The following is a 21190-nucleotide window of genomic DNA, read 5'->3' on the forward strand; positions in this document are numbered from 1 at the left end:
GCCACATTGTTGCCGGAAATGCAAATGGCCTCGCAAGGATTGCGAGGCCATTTTTCATGATTCTGTAAGAATCAGGTTTGTTCGGTCAAGTCTGATCAGAAATGGAAGGCGGCGCCGACCGTGAACTGGTCCTTGGGATTGTTTCCTTCGACAGGAAAGCCGTGCAGATATTGGGCGCGAACAGACATATTGTCGGTGACCGCGACTTCGACGCCGCCACCTAGCAACACGTCACTCTCCTCGGGCACGCCCAGATCGATGCCGTAGCCGCCGGCGGCATAGACGACGACATTATCGGAAACGACCAGACCGGCGCGACCGAGGAGCTGGCCATAGCTGGTGTCGAGATTTCCCCCGGTGACGCCCTGCACCGCGACTTCAGCGCCAAGCAGATAGAAATCGAATTGGGCGTTTACGCCGGCCATGGCGCCGAGACCATATTGCATCCCGCCGGCGTCGCTATTTTGGATGCCACCGTAGAGCCCACCGTAAAAGCCGCTCCAGTCAAAACCGGCGTCTTCATAGACTGGAAGTTCGGCTGGGGTGCTCGTGGGCACGGTGATCAGATCGGCCGCAAAAGCGGAGCCCGACATGAGGGCAGTGGCAAGCGTTGCCAGGGCGATCTTCTGAGACATGCGCATCGCGGTTCTCCTTAGCATTGCGACCATCAGGTAAGTTGCAAACGGCAGATCAAACTGCTCGTTCCCCTGATGGTCCTTTGCGGCCCACGAGCGATGCACATGTGCAACAGGTCTCGCGCGGCCAAGGCGAACTTCATTGGGCAATCGGGCTTCAAGCGGACGATGAGCGGGCTAAAAGAAGGCGCCCGCCAATCGTTGCCCAGAGGTCACAGTGTCAGGAGGCGGCGAGTTCGCCAACGAGGACGGGATCGGCGCGGTAGTCAGACGGAAAGAGCGAAGCGAGCGCGTCGATCTTGGGCAGGTCGTTGCGCACGATATACGGCCAGGTCGGGTTCAGCGTCAGGAAATCCTGATGATACTGCTCGGCGGGATAGAAGCCCTTGAACTGCTCAATGGTGGTTACGATCGGACCATCGAACTTTTTAAGCGCATCGAGCTCGGCAATGTAGGCCTTGGCCGTGTCGGCCTGGGCGGCATCGAGCGCGAAAATGGTCGAGCGGTATTGCGTGCCGCGGTCCGGTCCCTGGAAATTGAGCTGGGTCGGATTGTGCGCGACGGAGAAATAGATCTGGAGAATCTTGCCGAAGCTGATGACGGTGGGGTCGTAGGTCACCTCGACCGTTTCGGCGTGACCGGTGTCCCCGCGCGAGGACTGATCATAGGTAGCTGTCTCGGCGCTGCCGCCGGCATAGCCCGAAACGGCCCGGGTCACGCCTTTGACGTGTTGGAAGACACCCTGAACACCCCAGAAGCAGCCGCCGGCGAGCACAGCTTTGGCGCTCGAGCCGGTTTCCTTGAGGTCTTTGGATGGTGGGGGAATTTCGACCGGCTCCTCCTGGGCCATCGATGGGCGAGACATGAAGGGCAGGGAAAGAATCGGGAATGCAGCGAGGCCGCCGAGCAAGAAGCGGCGCGAAAGCTGAAAGCGCGGAGACGAGGACTGCATAAGACACCTGAGTTGCGAGGCGTCTCAGTCATAGTCCCCCTGCCCTAACTTGCGTAGACACAAGTTGGAGAGACAGATCAGCAAACGACTAAGTGATCAAATTGCTCGTTCAGGATTTTATAAGATCTTCGTTTCTTCACCACCCACATCTTCAAAACTGAAGGAAAGGGTGGCGCGAGAGACGGGGCTCGAACCCGCGACCTCCGGCGTGACAGGCCGGCGCTCTAACCAACTGAGCTACTCCCGCATCGGCGAACCGTGTGGCCCGCTGAACGTGACGCTGATGTACCCAGCCCCTATTCCTAAGTCAAGCGCTGCAAACGGCATCGGGCATAAAAACTTCAAAGTGCACGTTTGGCCTGTGGAAAACTCTGGAGGTTCAAATGATAAGCCGGGTTCGCTCACCTGGGAGATGAGGACGAGGCTGGCTGATTTGCGGGTTTTGGATTGAGGCGCGGCACGGGATGCGGGCCACAGTCGGCTTCTAGCCTCAAGACGGATCACAAAGCCAGTGCTATTTCAGATAGCGGGGCTCAGTCTGCCGTTATGGCGCGAAAGACCTGGGCGTAGGTGGATTTGTCCTGATCCTTGCCATCGCGGCATTGCTTGGTGCCGACGGCGATCTGGGCGATATCAGCCGCCCTGCTCTCGCTTATCGGGAAGGATTTGGCGGCGGTCGACGCGGTTTGGTGGTCGCTGTGTTCGTTGAAGTGGATAGCGGCGACATTGGCTTTGGCTTGATTCTGGAAAAGCACGACGACGCAAACGTAGTCATCGTCCTTAAGATCGTAATTTGTGAGGATGACTTCGACCTGCAGAGCACCACTGCCGTGGGCGAGGATGAGATCAACCCACTGATTCCGCTTCCAGTCCCATTTGCCATGGAAGATATGGCATGGCGCGCTCGATCCGAGATCCTGGCATTCGGCGAGTTTCACCATACGCCAATCGTAGCCCGTCCAATCGCTGCGGCTATCATTGGCGACAGCACCAGGCGTCAAGGTCATTGCAGCGAGGATTGGGACGAACTTGGAAAGGAACATTGCCGCATTGTTGCGCAGGGAACACCGCGCCGCAACGGGCTGCGATATCTTGAAGCTTCACCAAGGGAGACTGGTGGGCGATGACGGACTCGAACCGCCGACATTCTCGGTGTAAACGAGACGCTCTACCAACTGAGCTAATCGCCCGTCCGACACAGCGTGTCTGGAACGAGGCTCTGATTAGGGGGCTTGCCCTGCCCCGTCAACTGCAAAACAAAACGGCCCCACGTTTTCCGCGGGGCCGCCTGGCAGAATGCGCTAAAAGCTAAGCTCTTAGTTGATCGCGTCCTTGAGGCCCTTGCCGGGCTTGAACTTGGCCTGGTTCGAGGCCGGAATCTGAATTTCTGCGCCGGTGGCAGGATTGCGGCCGGTCGAGGCCTTGCGCTGGGAAACGGCAAAGGTGCCGAAGCCAACGAGACGAACTTCATCACCCGACTTAAGGGCGGCGGTGATGGCTTCGAACACTGCGTCAACCGCTTCAGCGGCCTGAGCCTTAGTGATCGTTGCCTTGTCGGCAACGACGCCAACCAGATCGTTCTTGTTCATTGCGTATCCTCACGGTGAATGCCCGCCCTCGCTGGCGTAGCTTTAGGTGGCGGCAACCCTTGGTCGATTCTAGCTCGCACGCAAGTGTTTCCGCCGTTTTGGCGAGGCCGAACGGTACGGAAATGTTAATGGCGCGGAATTTTGCACCCGACAAGGCCGAACTCGCCCGAAAACCGGGCTTTTCACCATCATTCCGCCGGTTTTTCTGCTGTGGCGGGCATGGTTCGGATACCAGCCATCAACGGAAGCGCCAGAAGGTAAATAACGATAGCCACCATCCAGATGAGTCCTGGCCAATCTTGGCGCACTCCCGCGTAGATGTAACTGAAGAGTAGCGGACCAAAGACGGAAGCGATGCTGACGATGCTGGCCATGACGCCCTGGAGCTGACCCTGACGATCCGCATCGACCTGTCGCGTGGCGAGAGATTGCAATGCGGGCATGCCTATGCCGCCCAAGGCGAAGATGGGCGCCATGGCAAAGAGTACCCAACCGTGACCTGCGAAAACCAGCGTCAGCATAGCGCCGATCTCAAAGGTCATCCCGACGATCAAGGCCCAGCGCTCGCCGAGGCGCGCGACGGCAGGTCCGGTGAGGAATGCTTGCGCGAGGGCATGAAAAACGCCGAAGGCGCCAAGCGACAGACCGATCATCATACCGTTAAAAGCAAAGCGATCCTCGCTGAACTGCGCCCAGGCCGTGCCGTAGACGGTGCCGACGAAGTTCATGATGAGGAAAATCGCCATCAGCGGCACCAGCGCCTTGAAATTGAACGCCCAGGCGAGCGGCTTGAAGGGATTGAGGGTCGACCAGGTGAACTGCGCCTCTGGCTGACCATGCCGCGATTCCGGCAGCACGAAGAGCGCTAGGGCGAAATTGATGCCGTTGAGCGCGGCAGCCGCAAGAAAGGGCGCGTGAAGCCACCAATCGCCAAGAACGCCGCCAAGGACGGGGCCGATGATGAAGCCTACGCCGAACATGGCGTGGAAGAGACCGAAGCGTTGGGCGCGCTCATGTTCGGCAGTTATGTCAGTAATGTAGGCGGTCGCCACGGCCATATTCGCGCTGGTGACGCCAGCAATGGCTCTGCCAATGACCAGCATCCAGAGGTGGGGCGCCAGCGCCATGATCAGATAATCGATCGCAGCGCCGGCTAGCGAAACGAGCAGAACCGGGCGACGACCGAAGCGATCACTAAGCACGCCGAGGATGGGCGAAAACAGAAACTGGCAGGCGGAGTAAAGCGCCAGCATAAGGCCGAGCAGCAGCGAAACATCGGTAGTGTGCCCGACATCGCGAAGGAGCGCGGGGAGAATCGGAAAGATCAGGCCGATGCCAATCGCGTCGAGCATGACGGCGGACAGAATTACGACGAGCGCCTTGTTCATCGAGAGCTCCAGGCCGCGGTTCAAACCGCCGGCTGCAGAATGAGGATGGCTTGTCTGCGCCTGAGAACAGCGCGAGGCAAGCCATTTGCTCTAGATGTATCGACGAATGGTGCTGACAGACTTCGGCAGCAGCGATCCCTTTCTTATGCCGGGACTGGCTTTGGGGATCTGACAGTCGCAAAGAGCGGTGTTGCCAGGAGATAAAGCGCAGCACCGACCAGCCAGATTGTGCCGATCCAGATATCCCGTGTGGCAAAGAAGATCACTGTGGTGAGGACGGGGCCGACAATACCAGCAAGGCTCATCAGACTGGTTAGAACGCCTTGTAACTGACCTTGCTGCTCATCACTGACCTTGCTCGTCAGCAACGACTGGAGCGCAGGCATGGCAACGCCACCGAGGGCGAAGAGCGGGGTGAGCGCATAACCCATCCAGCTTTGATAGGCGAAGGCCATCAAGGTGTAAGCCAGCGTATCAAAGGCGACGCCAATCATAAGCGTACCTAAATCGCCGAAGCGCCTGGTCAACGGACCGACAAGGAAGGCTTGAGCCAGAGCGCCGGTGACGCCGAAGACCGAAAGGGACATGCCTATATGCACCGAGTCCCAACCGAACCGCTCCGCACCATAGAAGACCCAGATCGTGCCGGGGACCGCGGCTATCAGGCCGAAGACGACCGAGACGACGACCATGGGCAGCAGCGGCTTGAAATTCCACAGCCAGAGCAGCGGCGCCAAAGGATTAAGTTGCTTGATATCGAATTTTCCCTCCGTTGCCTTGCGGCTTTCGGGAAGCACGAAGAGAGCAACGATCAGATTGATGCCGTTGAAAAGCGCTGCGGCGAGGAAGGGCGAACGGGGCCACCACGCGCCGAGAACGCCGCCGATGACTGGGCCGATGATAAACCCTGAACTCATCACCGCGCCAACCAAACCAAAGCGTTGGGCGCGTTGTTCGGGCGGGGTGATGTCGGTGATGTAAGCCGTGGCGACAGCCATATTGGCGCTGGTGATTCCGGCCATGGCGCGGCCGACGACCAAGACCCAGCCGAGAGGCGTCAGCGCCATGACGAGATAATCGAGCAAAGTGCCTGCCAAGGAAAGCAAGAGCACCGGACGCCGGCCAAAGCGATCGCTCAACGCGCCAAGGACGGGCGACGCCACAAATTGCATCGTGGCATAGACAGCGAGCATGGCTCCATAGAGAAAGCCAATATCGCCACCCTGAGTAAGCTGCGTCAGCAGTTCAGGCAGGATGGGGAAAATAAGACCGGCGCCGATCGCATCGATGGCGACGGTCGCGAGAATGACAATCAGGGCCTTGTTCATCAGGACCTCCAAAGGTAATTTATCATCGATAAGTTATTTATCCGTGATAAGCTCCTTTATCGCTGATAAGTCAAGAGGATTACGTATGGCTATCGATCGCGGACGTATTGTCGATGAGGCGCTCGCCTTGCTGAATGAAGTGGGCATCGACAAACTGACGACGCGAAAACTGGCGGAGCGGCTAGGGGTGCAGCAACCGGCGCTCTATTGGCATTTCAGGAACAAGTCTGCGCTGCTCGACGCCATCAACAGCGAAATGCTGGCGCGCTATCACACGCACCGCCTGCCCTCGCCCGGCGAGGACTGGGTGGAGTTCACCTATGCGACAGCGCGGAGCATGCGCACGACGCTGCTGGCGGTGCGGGATGGAGCGCGGATCGCAGCGGGCACGCGGCCCTCGACAACGGATTTTGCGGACGCAGAGCTGCAGCTCAAGCTCTATGTCGATGCGGGATTTACAGCGGAAGAAGCGCTACATATCTCAATTTCGATCGCGCGCTACGTTGTCGGATATGTGCTCGAAGAACAGGGCGAGCGCGAGCGGCGGGCGGAGGAAGAGGGTCAGGATGGGGATATCGATGGCGAGTTGAAGCCGTTTCCGATTTTGGCGGAGGCGTTTCGGTCGCTGGAGAAGGAGGGGAGCATCAATACTGAGGCGGCGTTTGAGCGCGGGCTGGGATATATGGTTGAGGGGATGAGGGGAAGTAAGGCAGCGCAGGGTTCCAAGTAGTCCTCATGATGAGGTGCGGAGCGCAGCGGAGCCTCGAACCACGAGGGCGTGGCGCTTGAGCCTCCAATCGCTCGCTCTCGTGGTTCGAGGCTTTGCTCTGCAGAGCACCTCACCATGAGGGCTCTTGGAAACAGGGCCACTGACGGCACAAAGAAAAACGGCGGCCTTGGAGGCCGCCGTTTTCATATTCGTTGCACAAATCAGTGCGTCAGGCTTGCCGCATTGTCTTCGACCGGATCGGTCTTGGCGACGGCTGGAGCCTCTTCGAAATTCCATTCGATGGCTTCCGGCTTGCGCACGAGGGCACGTTCGATGACCTGGTCCATACGGCTGACCGGGACGATCTCCATGCCTTCCTTGACGATGTCCGGAATCTCGATGAGGTCACGGACGTTTTCTTCAGGGATCAGCACGGTCTTGATGCCGCCGCGGAGGGCTGCAAGGAGCTTTTCCTTGAGACCACCGATGGGAAGCACCCTGCCCCGCAGCGTGATTTCGCCGGTCATGGCAACATCGTTGCGAACCGGAATGCCGGTCATTACCGAGACGATCGCGGTTGCAAGACCGATACCAGCCGACGGGCCGTCCTTGGGCGTTGCGCCTTCGGGAAGGTGGACGTGGATGTCGCGCGTATCGAACATCGGCGGCTTGATGCCGAAGTCGATCGAGCGGGACCGGACATAGGCCGTGGCCGCGGTCAGCGATTCCTTCATCACTTCCTTGATGTTGCCGGTGACCGTCATGCGGCCCTTGCCCGGCGTCATCACGCCTTCGATGGTCAGGATTTCGCCGCCAACCGAAGTCCAGGCGAGACCCGTCACGAGACCAACCTGGGATTCAGCTTCGATCTCACCATGCTTGAAGATCAGAGGGCCGAGATATTCGGCGAGCTTTTCTTCAGTGATCTCAATCGACTTGACCTTGGTGCGGACGATATCCGTCACGGCCTTGCGCATCAGCTTCGAAATCTCGCGCTTGAGATTGCGGACGCCGGCTTCGCGGGTATAGCCGCGAATGACCTTCATCAGCATCTCGTCGCTGAGCACGAACTCGCCATGAGCGACGCCGTTCTCCTTGGCGGCTTCCGGTATCAGGTGCTGCTTGGCGATCGCGTGCTTCTCCTCTTCGGTGTAACCCGAGAGGCGAATGATCTCCATGCGGTCCATCAGCGGGCCGGGGATGTTCAGCGTGTTCGAAGTCGTCACGAACATCACGTCCGAAAGGTCATAGTCGACCTCGAGGTAGTGATCGGCGAACGTGTTGTTCTGTTCGGGATCAAGCACTTCGAGCAGAGCCGAAGACGGATCACCACGGAAATCCTGGCCCATCTTGTCGATCTCGTCGAGCAGGAAGAGCGGGTTGGACTTGCCGACCTTCTTGAGCGACTGGATGATCTTGCCGGGCATGGAGCCGATATAGGTGCGACGGTGACCGCGGATTTCGGCTTCGTCACGGACGCCACCGAGCGCCATGCGCACGAATTCGCGGCCGGTCGCCTTGGCGATCGACTTGCCGAGCGAGGTCTTGCCGACGCCCGGAGGGCCGACGAGGCAGAGGATCGGGCCCTTGAGCGTGCCGGTGCGTGCCTGCACGGCCAGATATTCAAGGATACGTTCCTTGACCTTTTCGAGACCGTAGTGGTCTTCGTCCAGCACCTTTTCGGCAAGGTTCAGGTCGCGCTTGACCTTGGACTTCTTGCCCCATGGAAGGCCAAGAAGCGTATCAAGATAGTTACGCACGACGGTGGCTTCAGCCGACATCGGGCTCATGGCCTTGAGCTTTTTGACTTCGCCATCAGCCTTGGCCCGCGCTTCCTTGGACAGCTTGGTCTTGGCGATGCGGTCTTCCAGTTCGGTGATCTCGTTGGCGCCGTCTTCGCCGTCGCCGAGTTCCTTCTGGATCGCCTTCATCTGCTCGTTGAGATAGTACTCGCGCTGCGTCTTCTCCATCTGGCGCTTGACGCGCGAGCGGATGCGCTTTTCGACCTGCAAGACGCCGATCTCGCCTTCCATGAGGCCAATGACCTTCTGGAAGCGTTCGATGACGGAAACGGTCGACAGCAAGTCTTCCTTTTCCGGGATCTTGATGACGAGGTGGCTGGCAATGGTATCGGCGAGCTTACTCGGGCTTTCGATCTGACCGACCGCAGCCACGACCTCTGCCGAGATCTTCTTGTTCAGCTTGACGTAGTTTTCAAACTCGCTCTGGGCCGAGCGCGCCAAAGCTTCGAGTTCAGTCGCGTCTTCCTCGGGCTCAGGAAGCGGGCTGGCTTCGGCTTCGAAATATTCTTCGGTCTGAAGGTACTGATCGATGGTCGCGCGGCTGAGGCCTTCCACGAGGACCTTTACGGTGCCGTCGGGGAGTTTCAGAAGCTGGAGCACAGTCGCGATCGTGCCGGTGCCATATATCTGGTCCGGGGCTGGATCATCGTCCTGCGCATTCTTCTGGGTCACGACAAGAATATGCTTGTCGTCGCGCATGACCTCTTCAAGTGCCTTGACGGATTTTTCGCGGCCGACAAAAAGCGGCACGATCATACCAGGGAAGACAACGATGTCGCGCAGGGGGAGAACCGGGTAAACCCGGTCCCGGCTCGTTTCGCCGGTGGGATTGACGTCCGACATCACATTTCCTTTCCGGGGCGCGCCGGGAGGAATTGGGGTAGCGCGCCCGTATTGCGACTGCCCAATCCGTTAAGGCTGGGCGATTCAGGTTAATAAATAGGGTGGAGTGGGCTCCCCGCAAGTCAATCATTGCGGTTTTGTGACCTTGCGATGGTCTCTGCACAGGAGACATGCGCGATAGGACAGGAACAGCCATGTGCCTTGGCTGCAAAGGAGAATCTGGATTTTGGTGCAGTCCAGAGATTGGGTCGGGGGTGGAGCCATGCAATGGTGGGGGCCATTGATGACCCTGATTTGACCCGACCGGAGCACTCGCATGGCCAGCAAGACCAAACGCATCGATATTCTCGGTATCGCGACGGCGGCTGGAGCCTCGGTGCGGGGCTGCGGCATGGGGCCGGAAGCGCTGCGGGTGGCAGGTCTCTTGGAGGCACTGGTCGAGCTGGAGCATGAGATCGCCGACCATGGCGATCTGCGGCGTCCGGTGGCCGCGGTGACGACCAATCCATCGAGCTGGCGGCTACCAGATGAACGAAAGGCCGACGTGCTAGATCTCGCCGCGCGGACGAGCGACGCCGGCTACGACATTCTGGCTGAAGGCGGTTTTCCGCTGTTTATCGGTGGTGACCACTCGATCGCCATGGGCACGCTTTCAGCGGTGTCGCGGCATTGCGCTGAGAAGAGCAAGCCGGTGCATGTGATCTGGATAGATGCACATGCTGACTACAATACGCCAGACACCTCCCCTTCTGGAAATCTGCACGGCATGCCGCTGGCGCTGCTCTGCGGTGAGCCGGGTTTTGACGACAGCTTCAAGGCTAACTGGCTCGGGCGGGTCGATCCGCGCAATGTTACGATCTTTGGGGCGCGGTCGATCGACCGGGAGGAGCGGCGCTTGCTGCAGGCGCGCGGGGTCGAGGTCGTCGATATGCGCAAGATCGATCAATCAGGTGTTGTGGCGCTGATGCAGCCGATCCTCAAGCGCGTGGCGGCAGAGGGCGGGCATCTGCATGTGAGCCTCGATGTCGATGCGATCGATCCAGCTATCGCGCCCGGCGGCGGCACGCTGGTGCCGGGTGGCCTCACCTATCGCGAGGCGCACCTGATCATGGAGATGCTGCACGATAGTGGTGTCGTGGGTTCCCTCGATGTGGTCGAGCTCAACCCGTTTTTGGACCACGGCGGCAAAAGCGCGACGCTGCTGGTCGATCTGGTCGCGAGCCTCTTCGGCCGCTCGATCATGGGCGAAGAGCCGGGACCGGTGGAATTCGTCACCGATGCCTGAGATCAGGCGGCGACCCGACTGATGACGGCACGGTCGCGGCCACCTGCTTTGGCTGCATAGAGCGCCTTATCGGCGCGGCGATAGACGTCTGCGAGGACAGCATCCTCATCCGATGCCTGGGCGATGCCGGCGCTAAAGCGGACGGCCTCACCGTTGGGCAAGGTTACGCTCGAAGCCACGAGATCGCGCAGGCGCTCACCGTGGCGCTGAGCGTCGACGGCATCCGTACCGGGGAAGACCAAGCAGAACTCTTCGCCACCAACACGGGCCGACAGTTCGGCTTCGGGAGCGAGCTTTTGGACATTGCGCGCTACGGCCGCGAGAACGCGGTCGCCTTCTTCGTGGCCAAACCGATCATTGACCGATTTAAAGTGGTCGATATCGAGCAAGATCAGCGAGAAATTTCGACCATCGCGCTGGGCCGAGGCGAATAGTCTTTCGCCCATGGCGTAGAAGCGGCGGCGATTGGCGAGACCAGTCAGCTCGTCCCGGAAGGCGAGATTGGCCAACGCATCTTCGGCACGGTCCTTGAGCGCCGCAACCCAGGAAAGCGTGATCAGAATGGTGCCGATATAGGCGCCGAGGAATGGCAGGGTGACAGCGGGCACCGGCGCCATCGGATTGGCGATCAGGTCGGGCCAGAGGAACTCACCAGCGAAGCGCCCGGCTGCGGCGACAAAGGCCACGGCATAAGCCAGTGCCATGAGGATCGATGTGCGCGTTTGTACCGCGGTCGGTCCGAGCGTGACGATGAACCAGGCAAGCACCGCATATTGGACGCAGAGGACAGCGGACGTCACGAAAGCGGCGGTGCTGATATCGCGACCGATGATGGCGACAAGGACCATCGATACGGCGGGCGGTATGAAAAACCAGACGCGCTTTACCCGGCGCTCGGTCAACGTCGAGAGGGCTGCCCACTGGAACGAGACATTGGCGCTGACAAAACCGGCATAAGCGATGATCACCCAATCATTGCCCGTCGCACGCGAGAACATCGCGGTGACCCAAGCGCAGATGCCGCAGAGAAGACCCCAGCAAAAGAGGACCGTTTCGGGGCGGCTGCGGCGCAGCGTCATGATGGTGATGCCAGCAGCAAACATCACAAAGGTGATGATCCGCGCGATGATGAGCGTTCCCATATCGAGAACGAAAGTTTCGCCCATCAACAACTCCATGCCACGGACTACGCACTGCCAAGATGGCAGAAAACTAACGAAGCAAACGTTCTGGCCGACTGTCTCTTAGGCAAAAAGCGAAACGGCCTCCAGCACTTAAGCTGAAGGCCGTAAACCAAAGGTAACCCGTGACAGGCGGTTAGGCCGATGCGGGCTCTTCGTCCTTCTGGCGTTCGGAATAGATGTAAAGCGGACGGACGTCCTTGCCCTTCACAACTTCTTCCGAGATGACGACTTCCTCGACGCCTTCGAGCGAGGGAAGGTCGTACATGGTGTCGAGGAGGATAGCTTCCATGATCGAGCGGAGGCCGCGGGCACCAGTCTTGCGCTCGATCGCCTTCTCGGCGATCGCCTTGAGAGCGTCTTCGTGGAAGGTCAGTTCGACTTCTTCCATCTGGAAGAGGCGCTGGTACTGACGCACGAGGGCGTTCTTTGGAGCGGTCAGGATTTCGATCAGGGCTGGAATATCGAGGTCTTCGAGGGTCGCGAGGACCGGGAGACGACCAATGAATTCCGGGATCAGGCCGAAACGGACGAGATCTTCGGGTGCAACATCCTTAAGGAGATCGCCGACGCGACGGTCCTGCGGATCCTTGACGGTGGCCGCAAAGCCGATACCCGAGCCTTCGCCACGCGCCGAAATGATCTTCTCGAGGCCGGCGAAAGCGCCACCGCAGATGAAAAGAATATTCGTCGTGTCGACCTGCAGGAATTCCTGCTGCGGATGCTTGCGGCCGCCCTGCGGAGGCACGGAGGCAACGGTGCCTTCCATGATCTTGAGGAGAGCCTGCTGCACACCTTCGCCCGACACGTCGCGGGTTATCGACGGATTGTCCGACTTGCGGGAAATCTTGTCGACTTCGTCGATATAGACGATGCCGCGCTGGGCCTTTTCGACATTGTAGTCGGCAGCCTGAAGCAGCTTGAGAATGATGTTTTCGACGTCCTCACCGACATAACCGGCTTCGGTCAGGGTCGTGGCGTCAGCCATGGTGAAGGGCACATCGAGAATGCGCGCCAGGGTCTGGGCGAGCAGGGTCTTACCCGAACCCGTCGGACCGATAAGCAGAATGTTGGACTTGGAAAGCTCAACGTCCTGATTCTTGGTCGCGTGGTGAAGGCGCTTGTAGTGGTTGTGGACAGCCACGGAGAGCACGCGCTTGGCGCGGAACTGGCCGATGACGTAGTCGTCCAGCACCTTGCAGATCTCTGCAGGGGTTGGAACGCCATCGGAGGACTTGACCATGGAGGTCTTGTTCTCTTCGCGGATGATGTCCATGCAGAGCTCAACGCATTCATCGCAGATGAATACGGTCGGCCCGGCGATCAGCTTGCGAACCTCATGCTGCGACTTACCGCAGAACGAGCAGTACAGCGTGTTCTTGGAGGTTTCGCCGTTCGTTGTCTCTTTGGACATCTAGTCACTCCCGGGAGCTTGAGGCCCCCAAAATCAGCGTTATCGGAAACCGTAACGCGCAAGACATAAACAAAGTCTAAGCCGAAACGACCTTAAAGGCCGTTCCGGCTGCGTGCAATTGCGTCGGGATCACAGTCCAGAGCGCATCGGCATTGTGATTAACGCGCCCCAAATCAGGCAGAGGCCTCCGGAACAGCGCGCTTTTCGTGGATGGAATCAATCAGACCGAAGGTCTTGGCTTCTTCCGGCGATAGGAAGCGATCGCGCTCGAGAGCGTTCTCGATTTCTTCGTAGGTACGGCCCGTGTGCTTCTCATAAATCTGATTAAGACGGCGCTTCAAGCCCTCGACTTCCTTGGCATGAATCAGGATATCGGTGACCTGACCCTGGAAGCCGCCGGAAGGCTGGTGGACCATGATGCGCGAGTTCGGCAGCGAGGTGCGCATGCCGGCTTCGCCTGCCGCGAGCAGCAACGAACCCATGGATGCAGCCTGGCCCATGACCATGGTGGCAACGGCCGGACGAATGAACTGCATGGTGTCGTAAATGGAAAGACCAGCCGTCACCACGCCGCCTGGCGAGTTGATGTACATGGCGATTTCCTTCTTCGGGTTCTCTGATTCGAGAAACAGAAGCTGGGCGACGATGAGTGAGGCCATATTGTCCTCGACCACACCGGTCACGAAAATGATGCGCTCGCGCAGAAGGCGCGAGTAAATGTCGAAGGCGCGTTCGCCACGGTTCGACTGCTCGACCACCATGGGTACGAGCGTGTTCATGTAAAGATCGTGCGGATCCCGCATATTGTGCCCCTTGGCCCCCATCAGCGTCGCAAGCGAATGGCAGGCTTGGTTGGTTTGTCCCGAGAGACTGCCCCGAACGCGCACAAGGCAAGGCAGTTTCTGGGATGAAAATCGAATCGGCGCGACTGGCCGATTGCAGACGATGCCGCCTTAACGGGCGGTAAAGGGAGAAATAGGCGGCAATGGGGCTGGCTTCAATAGACCCAGCCCCACACAATGACACTAAGGTGAATGCCGCGTTTGGGACGTTGCGAGATGCAAGGCTATGTCCCCTGCCCGTTTCCGCGCCACTCTTGCCAAGATCAAGCGAACGAGACGGCAACGCCTTTTTTCTTGAAATAGGCCTGCATGAGCTTGCGGCCCTGGCGATTGCCCTGGGCAAGCTTTGCCGTTTCGAACACGGCTTCCTTGGCACCCTCACGCGCCATTGCCGCCTTCAAAGCGGCAATGTGCAGGTCGAGGTCTTCGTTATTGTTCTTGATCGAGGCGTAAACCGCATCGGTCGCCTCGGAAACGGTGATGTCGCTCACGGGGTAAATCCTTCGTCGCTTTTGGCGCTCTCAAGACATGATTGGTGCCGTCTTGCCAAGCCTTTTCGGCATGATTTGGTCGGCGGAGATTTTATGGCGCGCGAAATTCGGGTCGCGATTCGCCGGTTTCGCTGTGGCGGTGGTCTTCTTTGAGCGGCCTGATCTGGATGCGGCAGTAGGCGGCGATTGGGTCGTCGGCAAAAAGCGCGAGCGCTTCGTCCATGTCCTTTGCCTCGATCAACACCACGCCGCCGATGACTTCCTTGGTCTCGGCGAACGGGCCGTCGGTCTGCGCGACCTTGAGATGGCGGCGGCGATCGATAACGCGCTCGGTCGCGACATCTTCGAGCGGGGACGCGAGAAGTAGGTGGCCACTCCTGCGCAACTTTTGGTCGTGTTCGATGGTCGCATCATCGAGGCGGCGCATCTCTTCGGGCGTTACGCCGTCAAAGGCATTTGGCGCAAAATTGAAAAGGCAAAGGAATTTCATGGCTGGTCTCCTTGGTTGGACAGCCAGAGGACGAGCGGCTCAACCTATGTCCGACTATTTGTGTCGCTTTTTTTGTGAAGACGGACAAATAAATTGCATGGGGCGTGACCGGGCCTAATGTGGAGGCGAACAAGCTTCTCGGACGACCATGGCCGCCATTATTCAAGTCAAACCCATCACCGATATCCCGGCCGGCCTCAGCGCCAGCGCCGCACCGCGCGATCCCGCGTTTTTCCAGAACCCTTATGCCTTCTATGCCGAGCGGCATGCGACGAACCCGGCATTTTTCTGGGAAGAATATGGGCACTGGTGTTTTGGTGGGTTCAAATCGGTGTCAGCGCTGCTGCGCGACAAACGATTTGGGCGCGAAATTCTCCATGTGGCGACGCGCGAGGAAATAGGGCTGCCGCAGCCAAAGCCGCATGTGGCGGATTTTGATCTCACCGAGAAATTTTCGCTGCTGAACCTTGAGCCGCCGGCCCACACCCGGCTGCGGACACTGGTCAACAGGGCCTTCGTTTCGCGGCAGGTCGAGCAGTTGCGGCCGCGTATCAGGCAATTGGCAAACCAGATCACCGACGGGTTTGAAGGCGAAGAGAGCGTTGACCTGATCAAGGCATTTGCCGCGCCCCTGCCCGCGATCATCATTGCCGAAATGATCGGGCTACCGGCGGAATCGGCGCCGCAATTGCTCAATTGGTCCAACCGCATGGTGACCATGTATATGTTCGGCGTGACCCATGAGACCGAGCTCGATGCCAATCAGGCGTCGGCAGATTTCATGGCCTATCTGCGCGAGATCATTGGCGAACGGCGCAAAACTCCGCGCGAGGACCTACTTACCCATATGCTGACTGCCGAACAGGGCGGCGAGCGGTTGAGTGATGAGGAGGTGATGTCCACCGCGATCCTGCTGCTCAATGCCGGGCATGAGGCGACGGTGCACACGACGGGCAATGGGGTGAAGTCGATCCTTGAAAGCGGGCTCGATCCCAAGACGCTGTTCGCGACGCCAGAGCAGACCGAAGCGACTGTGGAAGAATGCTTGAGGTTCGACGCCCCGCTGCATCTCTTTACCCGTTACGCCTTGATGGACACCGAAGTGGAGGGCATCCCGTTACGCAAAGGTGACGTGATCGGGCTGATGCTCGGCGCGGCTAATCGCGATCCCTCTCGCTTCGCCAATGCCGACCGTTTCGATCCGTTCCGCACCGATGGGGCCAATGTCAGCTTTGGCGCGGGCATACACTTCTGCATCGGTGCGCCGCTTGCGCGGATCGAGTTGCAAGAGGCCATGTCGGTGCTGTTCGAGCGCTTGCCAAAGCTGAGGCTGGCCGAGACGCCACGATACGCGGACGTCTACCATTTCCACGGGCTCGAAAGGCTGATGGTGCGCTGGGACTAAAGCGTCGCCAGTATTCCAGGCAGCAGGAGCGGGAGATCTTCGCTCATCATGCCGGGGCCGCCGAAACGATTGGCGGCTTCCGCGTGAAGCCAGGCGCCGGCACAGGCAGCCTCAAAGCCGTTCATGCCTTGACCGAGAAGACCACCAATGATGCCGGCGAGCACATCCCCTGCCCCGGCCGTGCCCAGCCATGTGGGTGCGTTGGCATTGATCGCAGCACGCCCATCCGGCGCAGCGATGACGGTGTCGCTGCCTTTGAGAAGGATAACGGCTCCCGAATGCAGCGCAGCAGCGCGGGCGCGTTCGAGCTTGCCGCCCGGCACGTTGCCGAAGAGACGCTGAAACTCCCCCTCATGCGGGGTAAGAACGACGGCGCGATCCGGATTGGCCTTGATGGCGGCAAAAAGGGTTTCGCTTTCGCTCGCAAAGCTGCTGATCCCATCGGCGTCGAGGACGAGGCTGGCGCCGGAGTTGAGGACCGAGAGCGTTTTGTCGCGGGTTTCGGCGCCTATGCCGGTGGCTGGGCCGAGAACGACGGCATTCATCCGCTTGTCCTCGAGAAGTTTGGAGAGTTCCGCTGCATCGCTCGCTGGCTTGAGCATGACGGCCGTCATATGGGCAGCGTGGATGCGTAACGCATCGGTTGCGCCTGTGATAGACACAAGGCCCGCGCCGACCCGGAAAGCCCCATAGGCCGCCAAGCGTGCGCCGCCGGTTTCCAGTTCACTGCCAGAGACAACGATGACATGGCCGCGGTCGAATTTGTGACCATCAGCCATGGCTTGCGGCAGGCCCCAGAGGCTGCGCGTGTTCTGCCAGGCGCGCGGCAGGATGCGTTCGAGAACATTTTCGGGGATGCCGATTTCGGCCAGGACGACTTCACCGCAATGCTGGCGGCCCGGAAGCAGCAGGTGCCCTGGCTTGAGGCGGAAGAAGGTGACCGTCATATCGGCGATCATGGCAACGCCGCGTACGGCGCCACTGGCGCCATCGATACCGCTCGGGACATCGATGGAGACCACGGGCAACGTCGATGCGTTTACGAGGCCGATGATGTCGGCGATTTCGCCATCCACGTCGCGGTCGAGCCCGGCACCGAGAATGGCGTCAATGACGAGGTCGGCGTCTTCGATGTCCTTCTCGGTCGGGCGATCAATGCGACCAGTCCATTGTTCGGCAGCGACCTGGGCATCGCCGCGAAGCGTGTCGCGATCCCCGAGAATACGAACCTGCACCGGCCAGCCGCGTTGCTGCAGCAACCGAGCCACAATGAATCCGTCGCCGCCATTATTGCCGGTGCCGCAGAGGACGAGGACGGAGCGCTGGTAATAGCGCTCGATGATGGCTTCGGTGACGGCTTTGCCGGCGGCTTCCATCAGGCGGAAGGATCGGACGCCGCTCTCTATCGCCAGACGATCCGCCTGCCCCATTTCCTGTGGCGTCAGTAGAGCATCGGTATAGGGCATGGCTGTCTCGCTTCACGAACGTCGTCTGACTCTCATAACGGCTTAGGCGTGAAAATGAACAGGGTCATGGCATGAGAAATTGGGCCGGCCAGAAAATGAGTGGGTTCGGCTGCGTGGCAACGTTGGGGCGACCGCGACTGTCGCAACTGCGCTTCGATTCTACGCGCGAGCCGAGATGATCTGCTGCCTAGGCGGAGCCAACGCCTTCTACCGCCACCGTAGGCATCAAACCTGCCAAGATTTCGGCGAGCTCCGCATGGCGGAAGGGTTTGGTGAGGCGCGGGAGATCGGGCGCTAGTCCTTCCACCTCCGAATATCCCGAAACAATGACGACTGGCAGATCCGGCTTGGTGCGGCGTATGTCACGCGCTAGCTCGGCGCCTGTCATGCCGGGCATCAAATGGTCCGTAATCAAAACGTCGGGGATAGCGCCATTTTGGACGAGCAGCAGTGCCTCTTCGGCTGATGCGGCTTCGATGACGATGTAGCCCAGGTCGACCAGCATGTCGCTCGTGTTCATGCGAACCAGTGGTTCATCGTCGACCAAGAGAGCAGTGCCTCGCTTGGCGGACGGCGCGAAGCTTGGCTCCGCGTCGGGCTTCAGATCGACATAGCCCTCGCTCACCGGTAACCAAAGCTCGACCGATGTGCCTTGGCCAGGTGCGCTGACGATATCGAGCGCGCCGCCGAGCTGGGCGGTGAGGCCGTGGACCATCGACAAGCCAAGGCCAGTTCCCTTGCCGATTCCCTTGGTGGAAAAGAAGGGTTCGATTGCCCTGGCGATTGTCGCTTCATCCATGCCCGTGCCGGTATCGACGACACGTAGGCGTAGATAGCAACCGGCAGAAAGGCCGAGCTTAGTGACGCCCGACGACTGCTCGAGCGTGGCTGCTATGGTCAGGTTGCCGCCATCCGCCATAGCGTCGCGGGCGTTGACCGCGAGATTGAGCAGCGCCATCTCAAGCTGATTCTCGTCGGCCTTGGCGGGGGGCAAGTCGGGCTCGACGTTGAGGGTAATGTTGATCGAGGGCCCAAGCGTCGAGCCAATCAGACCCTTCATGCTATCAATCAAAGCCCCGACATCGACGGCAGTCGCCTGGAGCGGCTGACGGCGAGCAAAGGCAAGAAGGCGCTGGACCAACAACTTAGCGCGCTCGGCAGATTGTAGTGCACGATCGATGAGACGGCGCTGCCGGTCGCTTGTCAGCTCCGTGCGCGTCAACATATCGAGCGAACCGATGATCGGGGTCAGCAGGTTGTTGAAGTCGTGCGCGACGCCGCCGGTCAACTGGCCCATGGCCTCTAGCTTCTGGCTCTGGCGCAATTGCTCCTGTGCCTCGACCAAAGCATGTTCCTTGGCTTTTACGAGGCTCATATCGCGGCCGACGGCGACGAAATTCTGACCATCAGCCTCGGGCGCGACCGTCCATTCGATCGACTTCCAGCCACCATCGCTGGTTGCGATGCGATTTTCGAAACGAGTCGGTCGCCGCGTTTCAGCCATCCGGCTGATGGCTGCAAGCGTCGGGGTAGTATCATCAGGGTGCATAAAGCTGGCATAGCCGCGGCTGAGCAATTCCGCCTCGGACCAACCCAGTACGCGCTCCCAGGCGGGGCTGACCGCAGACATCATCCCGCTATAGTCGGCTCGGGCGAACATGTCCTGAGAGAGGCTCCAGAGACGATCGCGTTCAGCCGAACGCTCTGCGACCTGCTGTTCCAGGGTTTCATTGAGCGCGCGCAACTCCTGCTGCGCACGCGCGCGTTCCAAGGCTGCCCAGATATAGGCGGCAACTTCCCTGACGAGATCTTCCTCATCGTCGGTCCAGGAACGAGGAGTGCTCTGATGCAAATGAAGGCCGGCGACCCAAGCCCCATTGCGATGGAGTGGTACCGAGAGCGCAGCGCCCATGCCGAAGGTGGAATAGGCTTCGGCATCGGGTTGCGTTCGCGTGTCATCGACGCGCAGCACAGACCCAGCCTCTAGCAGGCGAACAGTCGATTTTGCGAAGCTGCCAAGCTGATGCACACCCAACATGCCAGCCAGCCCATCAGCGTGCCATTCGTTCGTCACGACGAACTTGCCGTCTTCGATACGGTAGTAATTTGCCTGATCGACACCCAGATGCGGCCCCAGTCGGCGTGCGACGGCGGACTTGATTTCCATCGGATCCGATAGACTTTGCAGCACCTGACCCAATTCGGCGCGAAGCCGGTGCCGCGTCGCTGCACGGAAAGCGTCTTCGTCGGCGCGCGAGCGCTCCACCGCGAACTTCATGCGGTCGGCGACTTCGCGGATCAGAGCCTCTTCCTCGGAGGTCCAGACGCGCGCTGCCTTGGCCTGGACGGCCAGAAGACCGACGAACGTAGTTTCCTTGAAAAGGACGACGTCGACAAAAGAGCCAACCTGCCGCGAACCAAGACCTTCGCGCGCCGCGTCGTTCAGGCGCTCGTCGTTGACCACGTCATCCACCCTGATCGCGGTCTGCGATCGATAGGCGGAGAGCAGATCTGGGCCAAAAGCTCCGAGAGAATGCTGGCCGATCAGCGAGATGACGCCCTCAGCATATTCGCATTCGACGGTCATGAGACTGCCGGCGATTTCGGCATAGAACACGCGATCAGCGCCGAGCCAATTCCCCAGGCTGTCGCTGGCTAGTTGCATGATCGCTGATGTCGTCGGTTGGGCACGGAGATTATCGGTGAGATCGAGAAGAAAAGCCTGTTGGGCCTGGCTGGCGCGGGTGCGGTCGCGTTCGGCTAGAAGGGCTTTTTCCGTCTCTTCGCCGCGGCGGGCACCAAGCACCTGGGCTGTAATTTCGTTACAGGCGCAGTAGATGCCCATAACAGTGCCATTGTCGTCGGCGATCGGCGCGTAGAAAAAGGAGAAGTGTGTCTCCTCGGGATAGCCGCGTCGGTTCATGATGAACCGAATGTCGTCCATCTCGACGGGCTGGCCGGAATATGTCCGCTCGACGATGGGCAGAAGATCGGCCCCGATGTCGCTCCAGACGTCCATCAAGTCCTCGCCCAAAGCGGCTGGGTGCTTGGACGCAAGAATTTCGCTATAGGCGTTGTTGTAGATCAGCGTGCGCTTGGGTCCCCAGGCGACGAACATGGGCTGATTAGAGGCGAGGATAATGCCGACCAGCGTCTTGAGTTGGCTTGGCCATGTCGCACGATCTCCGAGCGGCGACAGCGACCAATCGCGACCGAAGATGGTCGTCTTCATGTCATCGCGTGGAGGCTGATCAGCCTCTGATGGATTGGAATACACGTGACGCTCCAGACGACGGCATGCACTGGTAGTGCTTAAATCAGATGCTTAAGACACGAGCACGCGGTCTGGCTACGACATTCATTCCGCATC

17 protein-coding genes and 2 tRNA genes are annotated in these 21190 nt (G+C 59.6%); 3 read left to right on the top strand and 16 right to left on the bottom strand.

Features of this window, described 5'->3' with window-relative positions; translation table 11 throughout:
• Nucleotides 1-95 precede the first annotated feature (95 nt).
• From DevBK_RS05780 to tet(30), 8 genes are all read right to left on the bottom strand, one after another.
• Complete coding sequence (locus DevBK_RS05780) at nucleotides 96-635, bottom strand: outer membrane protein (protein WP_162236111.1); 540 nt, start codon at nucleotides 633-635, stop codon at nucleotides 96-98.
• A 220-nt stretch (nucleotides 636-855) separates the two neighbouring features.
• Entirely contained in the window at nucleotides 856-1587 is a 732-nt protein-coding gene (msrA, locus tag DevBK_RS05785) for a peptide-methionine (S)-S-oxide reductase MsrA (protein ID WP_317184773.1), read from the bottom strand.
• A gap of 170 nt (nucleotides 1588-1757) precedes the next feature.
• A tRNA-Asp gene (locus tag DevBK_RS05790) sits at nucleotides 1758-1834 on the bottom strand.
• Between the two features lie 286 nt (nucleotides 1835-2120).
• Entirely contained in the window at nucleotides 2121-2630 is a 510-nt protein-coding gene (locus tag DevBK_RS05795; protein ID WP_317184774.1) for a hypothetical protein, read from the bottom strand.
• Between the two features lie 71 nt (nucleotides 2631-2701).
• Nucleotides 2702-2777: transfer RNA gene (locus DevBK_RS05800), tRNA-Val, on the bottom strand.
• Nucleotides 2778-2903: 126 nt separating this feature from the next.
• Nucleotides 2904-3176 (bottom strand): HU family DNA-binding protein, encoded by a 273-nt coding sequence (locus tag DevBK_RS05805; protein WP_035079006.1) that lies wholly within the window; start codon nucleotides 3174-3176, stop codon nucleotides 2904-2906.
• Between the two features lie 188 nt (nucleotides 3177-3364).
• Complete coding sequence (gene tet / locus DevBK_RS05810; RefSeq protein WP_317184775.1) at nucleotides 3365-4564, bottom strand: Tet(A)/Tet(B)/Tet(C) family tetracycline efflux MFS transporter; 1200 nt, start codon at nucleotides 4562-4564, stop codon at nucleotides 3365-3367.
• Nucleotides 4565-4707: 143 nt separating this feature from the next.
• Nucleotides 4708-5892, bottom strand: coding sequence for a tetracycline efflux MFS transporter Tet(30) (gene tet(30) / locus DevBK_RS05815; RefSeq protein ID WP_317184776.1), 1185 nt, complete (start codon nucleotides 5890-5892; stop codon nucleotides 4708-4710).
• An 85-nt stretch (nucleotides 5893-5977) separates the two neighbouring features.
• On the opposite strand from tet(30), the gene DevBK_RS05820 reads away from it, so the two are divergent.
• The gene (locus DevBK_RS05820) at nucleotides 5978-6622 is read left to right on the top strand and encodes a TetR/AcrR family transcriptional regulator C-terminal domain-containing protein (protein ID WP_061906718.1); all 645 of its coding nucleotides are present in this window, start codon (nucleotides 5978-5980) and stop codon (nucleotides 6620-6622) included.
• A 200-nt stretch (nucleotides 6623-6822) separates the two neighbouring features.
• On the opposite strand, the gene lon is transcribed toward DevBK_RS05820, so the two are convergent.
• The gene (gene lon / locus DevBK_RS05825; RefSeq protein ID WP_061906719.1) at nucleotides 6823-9246 is read right to left on the bottom strand and encodes an endopeptidase La; all 2424 of its coding nucleotides are present in this window, start codon (nucleotides 9244-9246) and stop codon (nucleotides 6823-6825) included.
• Between the two features lie 316 nt (nucleotides 9247-9562).
• Between lon and rocF the strand changes: the two genes are divergently transcribed.
• Nucleotides 9563-10531: an arginase gene (rocF, locus tag DevBK_RS05830; protein ID WP_317184777.1), complete on the top strand. Its 969-nt coding sequence runs from the start codon at nucleotides 9563-9565 to the stop codon at nucleotides 10529-10531.
• 2 nt (nucleotides 10532-10533) lie between these two features.
• Here the strand turns inward: rocF and DevBK_RS05835 are convergent, their stop codons facing one another.
• From DevBK_RS05835 to DevBK_RS05855, 5 genes are all read right to left on the bottom strand, one after another.
• Nucleotides 10534-11697 (bottom strand): sensor domain-containing diguanylate cyclase, encoded by a 1164-nt coding sequence (locus DevBK_RS05835; protein WP_162243197.1) that lies wholly within the window; start codon nucleotides 11695-11697, stop codon nucleotides 10534-10536.
• 151 nt (nucleotides 11698-11848) lie between these two features.
• Entirely contained in the window at nucleotides 11849-13126 is a 1278-nt protein-coding gene (gene clpX / locus DevBK_RS05840; protein ID WP_061906722.1) for an ATP-dependent Clp protease ATP-binding subunit ClpX, read from the bottom strand.
• A gap of 173 nt (nucleotides 13127-13299) precedes the next feature.
• Nucleotides 13300-13929, bottom strand: coding sequence for an ATP-dependent Clp protease proteolytic subunit (locus DevBK_RS05845; protein ID WP_061907244.1), 630 nt, complete (start codon nucleotides 13927-13929; stop codon nucleotides 13300-13302).
• A gap of 302 nt (nucleotides 13930-14231) precedes the next feature.
• Nucleotides 14232-14459 carry a hypothetical protein gene (locus tag DevBK_RS05850; RefSeq protein ID WP_062631327.1) on the bottom strand — a complete coding sequence of 76 codons (228 nt, stop codon included), beginning with the start codon at nucleotides 14457-14459 and terminating at the stop codon, nucleotides 14232-14234.
• Between the two features lie 91 nt (nucleotides 14460-14550).
• Nucleotides 14551-14949 carry a YciI family protein gene (locus tag DevBK_RS05855; protein WP_317184778.1) on the bottom strand — a complete coding sequence of 133 codons (399 nt, stop codon included), beginning with the start codon at nucleotides 14947-14949 and terminating at the stop codon, nucleotides 14551-14553.
• Between the two features lie 148 nt (nucleotides 14950-15097).
• Between DevBK_RS05855 and DevBK_RS05860 the strand changes: the two genes are divergently transcribed.
• Complete coding sequence (locus DevBK_RS05860) at nucleotides 15098-16354, top strand: cytochrome P450 (protein WP_317184779.1); 1257 nt, start codon at nucleotides 15098-15100, stop codon at nucleotides 16352-16354.
• Here the strand turns inward: DevBK_RS05860 and DevBK_RS05865 are convergent.
• Entirely contained in the window at nucleotides 16351-17820 is a 1470-nt protein-coding gene (locus DevBK_RS05865) for an NAD(P)H-hydrate dehydratase (RefSeq protein WP_317184780.1), read from the bottom strand. The two genes, DevBK_RS05860 and DevBK_RS05865, sit on opposite strands and share 4 nt — an antisense overlap.
• 187 nt (nucleotides 17821-18007) lie before the next feature.
• Nucleotides 18008-21052 (bottom strand): GAF domain-containing protein, encoded by a 3045-nt coding sequence (locus tag DevBK_RS05870; protein WP_317184781.1) that lies wholly within the window; start codon nucleotides 21050-21052, stop codon nucleotides 18008-18010.
• Nucleotides 21053-21190 lie beyond the last annotated feature (138 nt).

The organism is Devosia sp. BK, from assembly GCF_032907385.1.
Classification (GTDB): domain Bacteria; phylum Pseudomonadota; class Alphaproteobacteria; order Rhizobiales; family Devosiaceae; genus Devosia.

Excerpts from the sequence above, each read along its gene's own strand:
- DevBK_RS05780 (WP_162236111.1), bottom strand. The coding sequence starts at position 635 with ATGTCTCAGAAGATCGCCCTGGCAACGCTTGCCACTGCCCTCATGTCG.
- msrA (WP_317184773.1), bottom strand. The coding sequence starts at position 1,587 with ATGCAGTCCTCGTCTCCGCGCTTTCAGCTTTCGCGCCGCTTCTTGCTC.
- DevBK_RS05795 (WP_317184774.1), bottom strand. The coding sequence starts at position 2,630 with ATGTTCCTTTCCAAGTTCGTCCCAATCCTCGCTGCAATGACCTTGACG.
- DevBK_RS05805 (WP_035079006.1), bottom strand. The coding sequence starts at position 3,176 with ATGAACAAGAACGATCTGGTTGGCGTCGTTGCCGACAAGGCAACGATC.
- tet (WP_317184775.1), bottom strand. The coding sequence starts at position 4,564 with ATGAACAAGGCGCTCGTCGTAATTCTGTCCGCCGTCATGCTCGACGCG.
- DevBK_RS05820 (WP_061906718.1), top strand. The coding sequence starts at position 5,978 with ATGGCTATCGATCGCGGACGTATTGTCGATGAGGCGCTCGCCTTGCTG.
- lon (WP_061906719.1), bottom strand. The coding sequence starts at position 9,246 with ATGTCGGACGTCAATCCCACCGGCGAAACGAGCCGGGACCGGGTTTAC.
- rocF (WP_317184777.1), top strand. The coding sequence starts at position 9,563 with ATGGCCAGCAAGACCAAACGCATCGATATTCTCGGTATCGCGACGGCG.
- DevBK_RS05835 (WP_162243197.1), bottom strand. The coding sequence starts at position 11,697 with ATGGGCGAAACTTTCGTTCTCGATATGGGAACGCTCATCATCGCGCGG.
- clpX (WP_061906722.1), bottom strand. The coding sequence starts at position 13,126 with ATGTCCAAAGAGACAACGAACGGCGAAACCTCCAAGAACACGCTGTAC.
- DevBK_RS05845 (WP_061907244.1), bottom strand. The coding sequence starts at position 13,929 with ATGCGGGATCCGCACGATCTTTACATGAACACGCTCGTACCCATGGTG.
- DevBK_RS05855 (WP_317184778.1), bottom strand. The coding sequence starts at position 14,949 with ATGAAATTCCTTTGCCTTTTCAATTTTGCGCCAAATGCCTTTGACGGC.
- DevBK_RS05860 (WP_317184779.1), top strand. The coding sequence starts at position 15,098 with ATGGCCGCCATTATTCAAGTCAAACCCATCACCGATATCCCGGCCGGC.
- DevBK_RS05865 (WP_317184780.1), bottom strand. The coding sequence starts at position 17,820 with ATGCCCTATACCGATGCTCTACTGACGCCACAGGAAATGGGGCAGGCG.
- DevBK_RS05870 (WP_317184781.1), bottom strand. The coding sequence starts at position 21,052 with ATGAAGACGACCATCTTCGGTCGCGATTGGTCGCTGTCGCCGCTCGGA.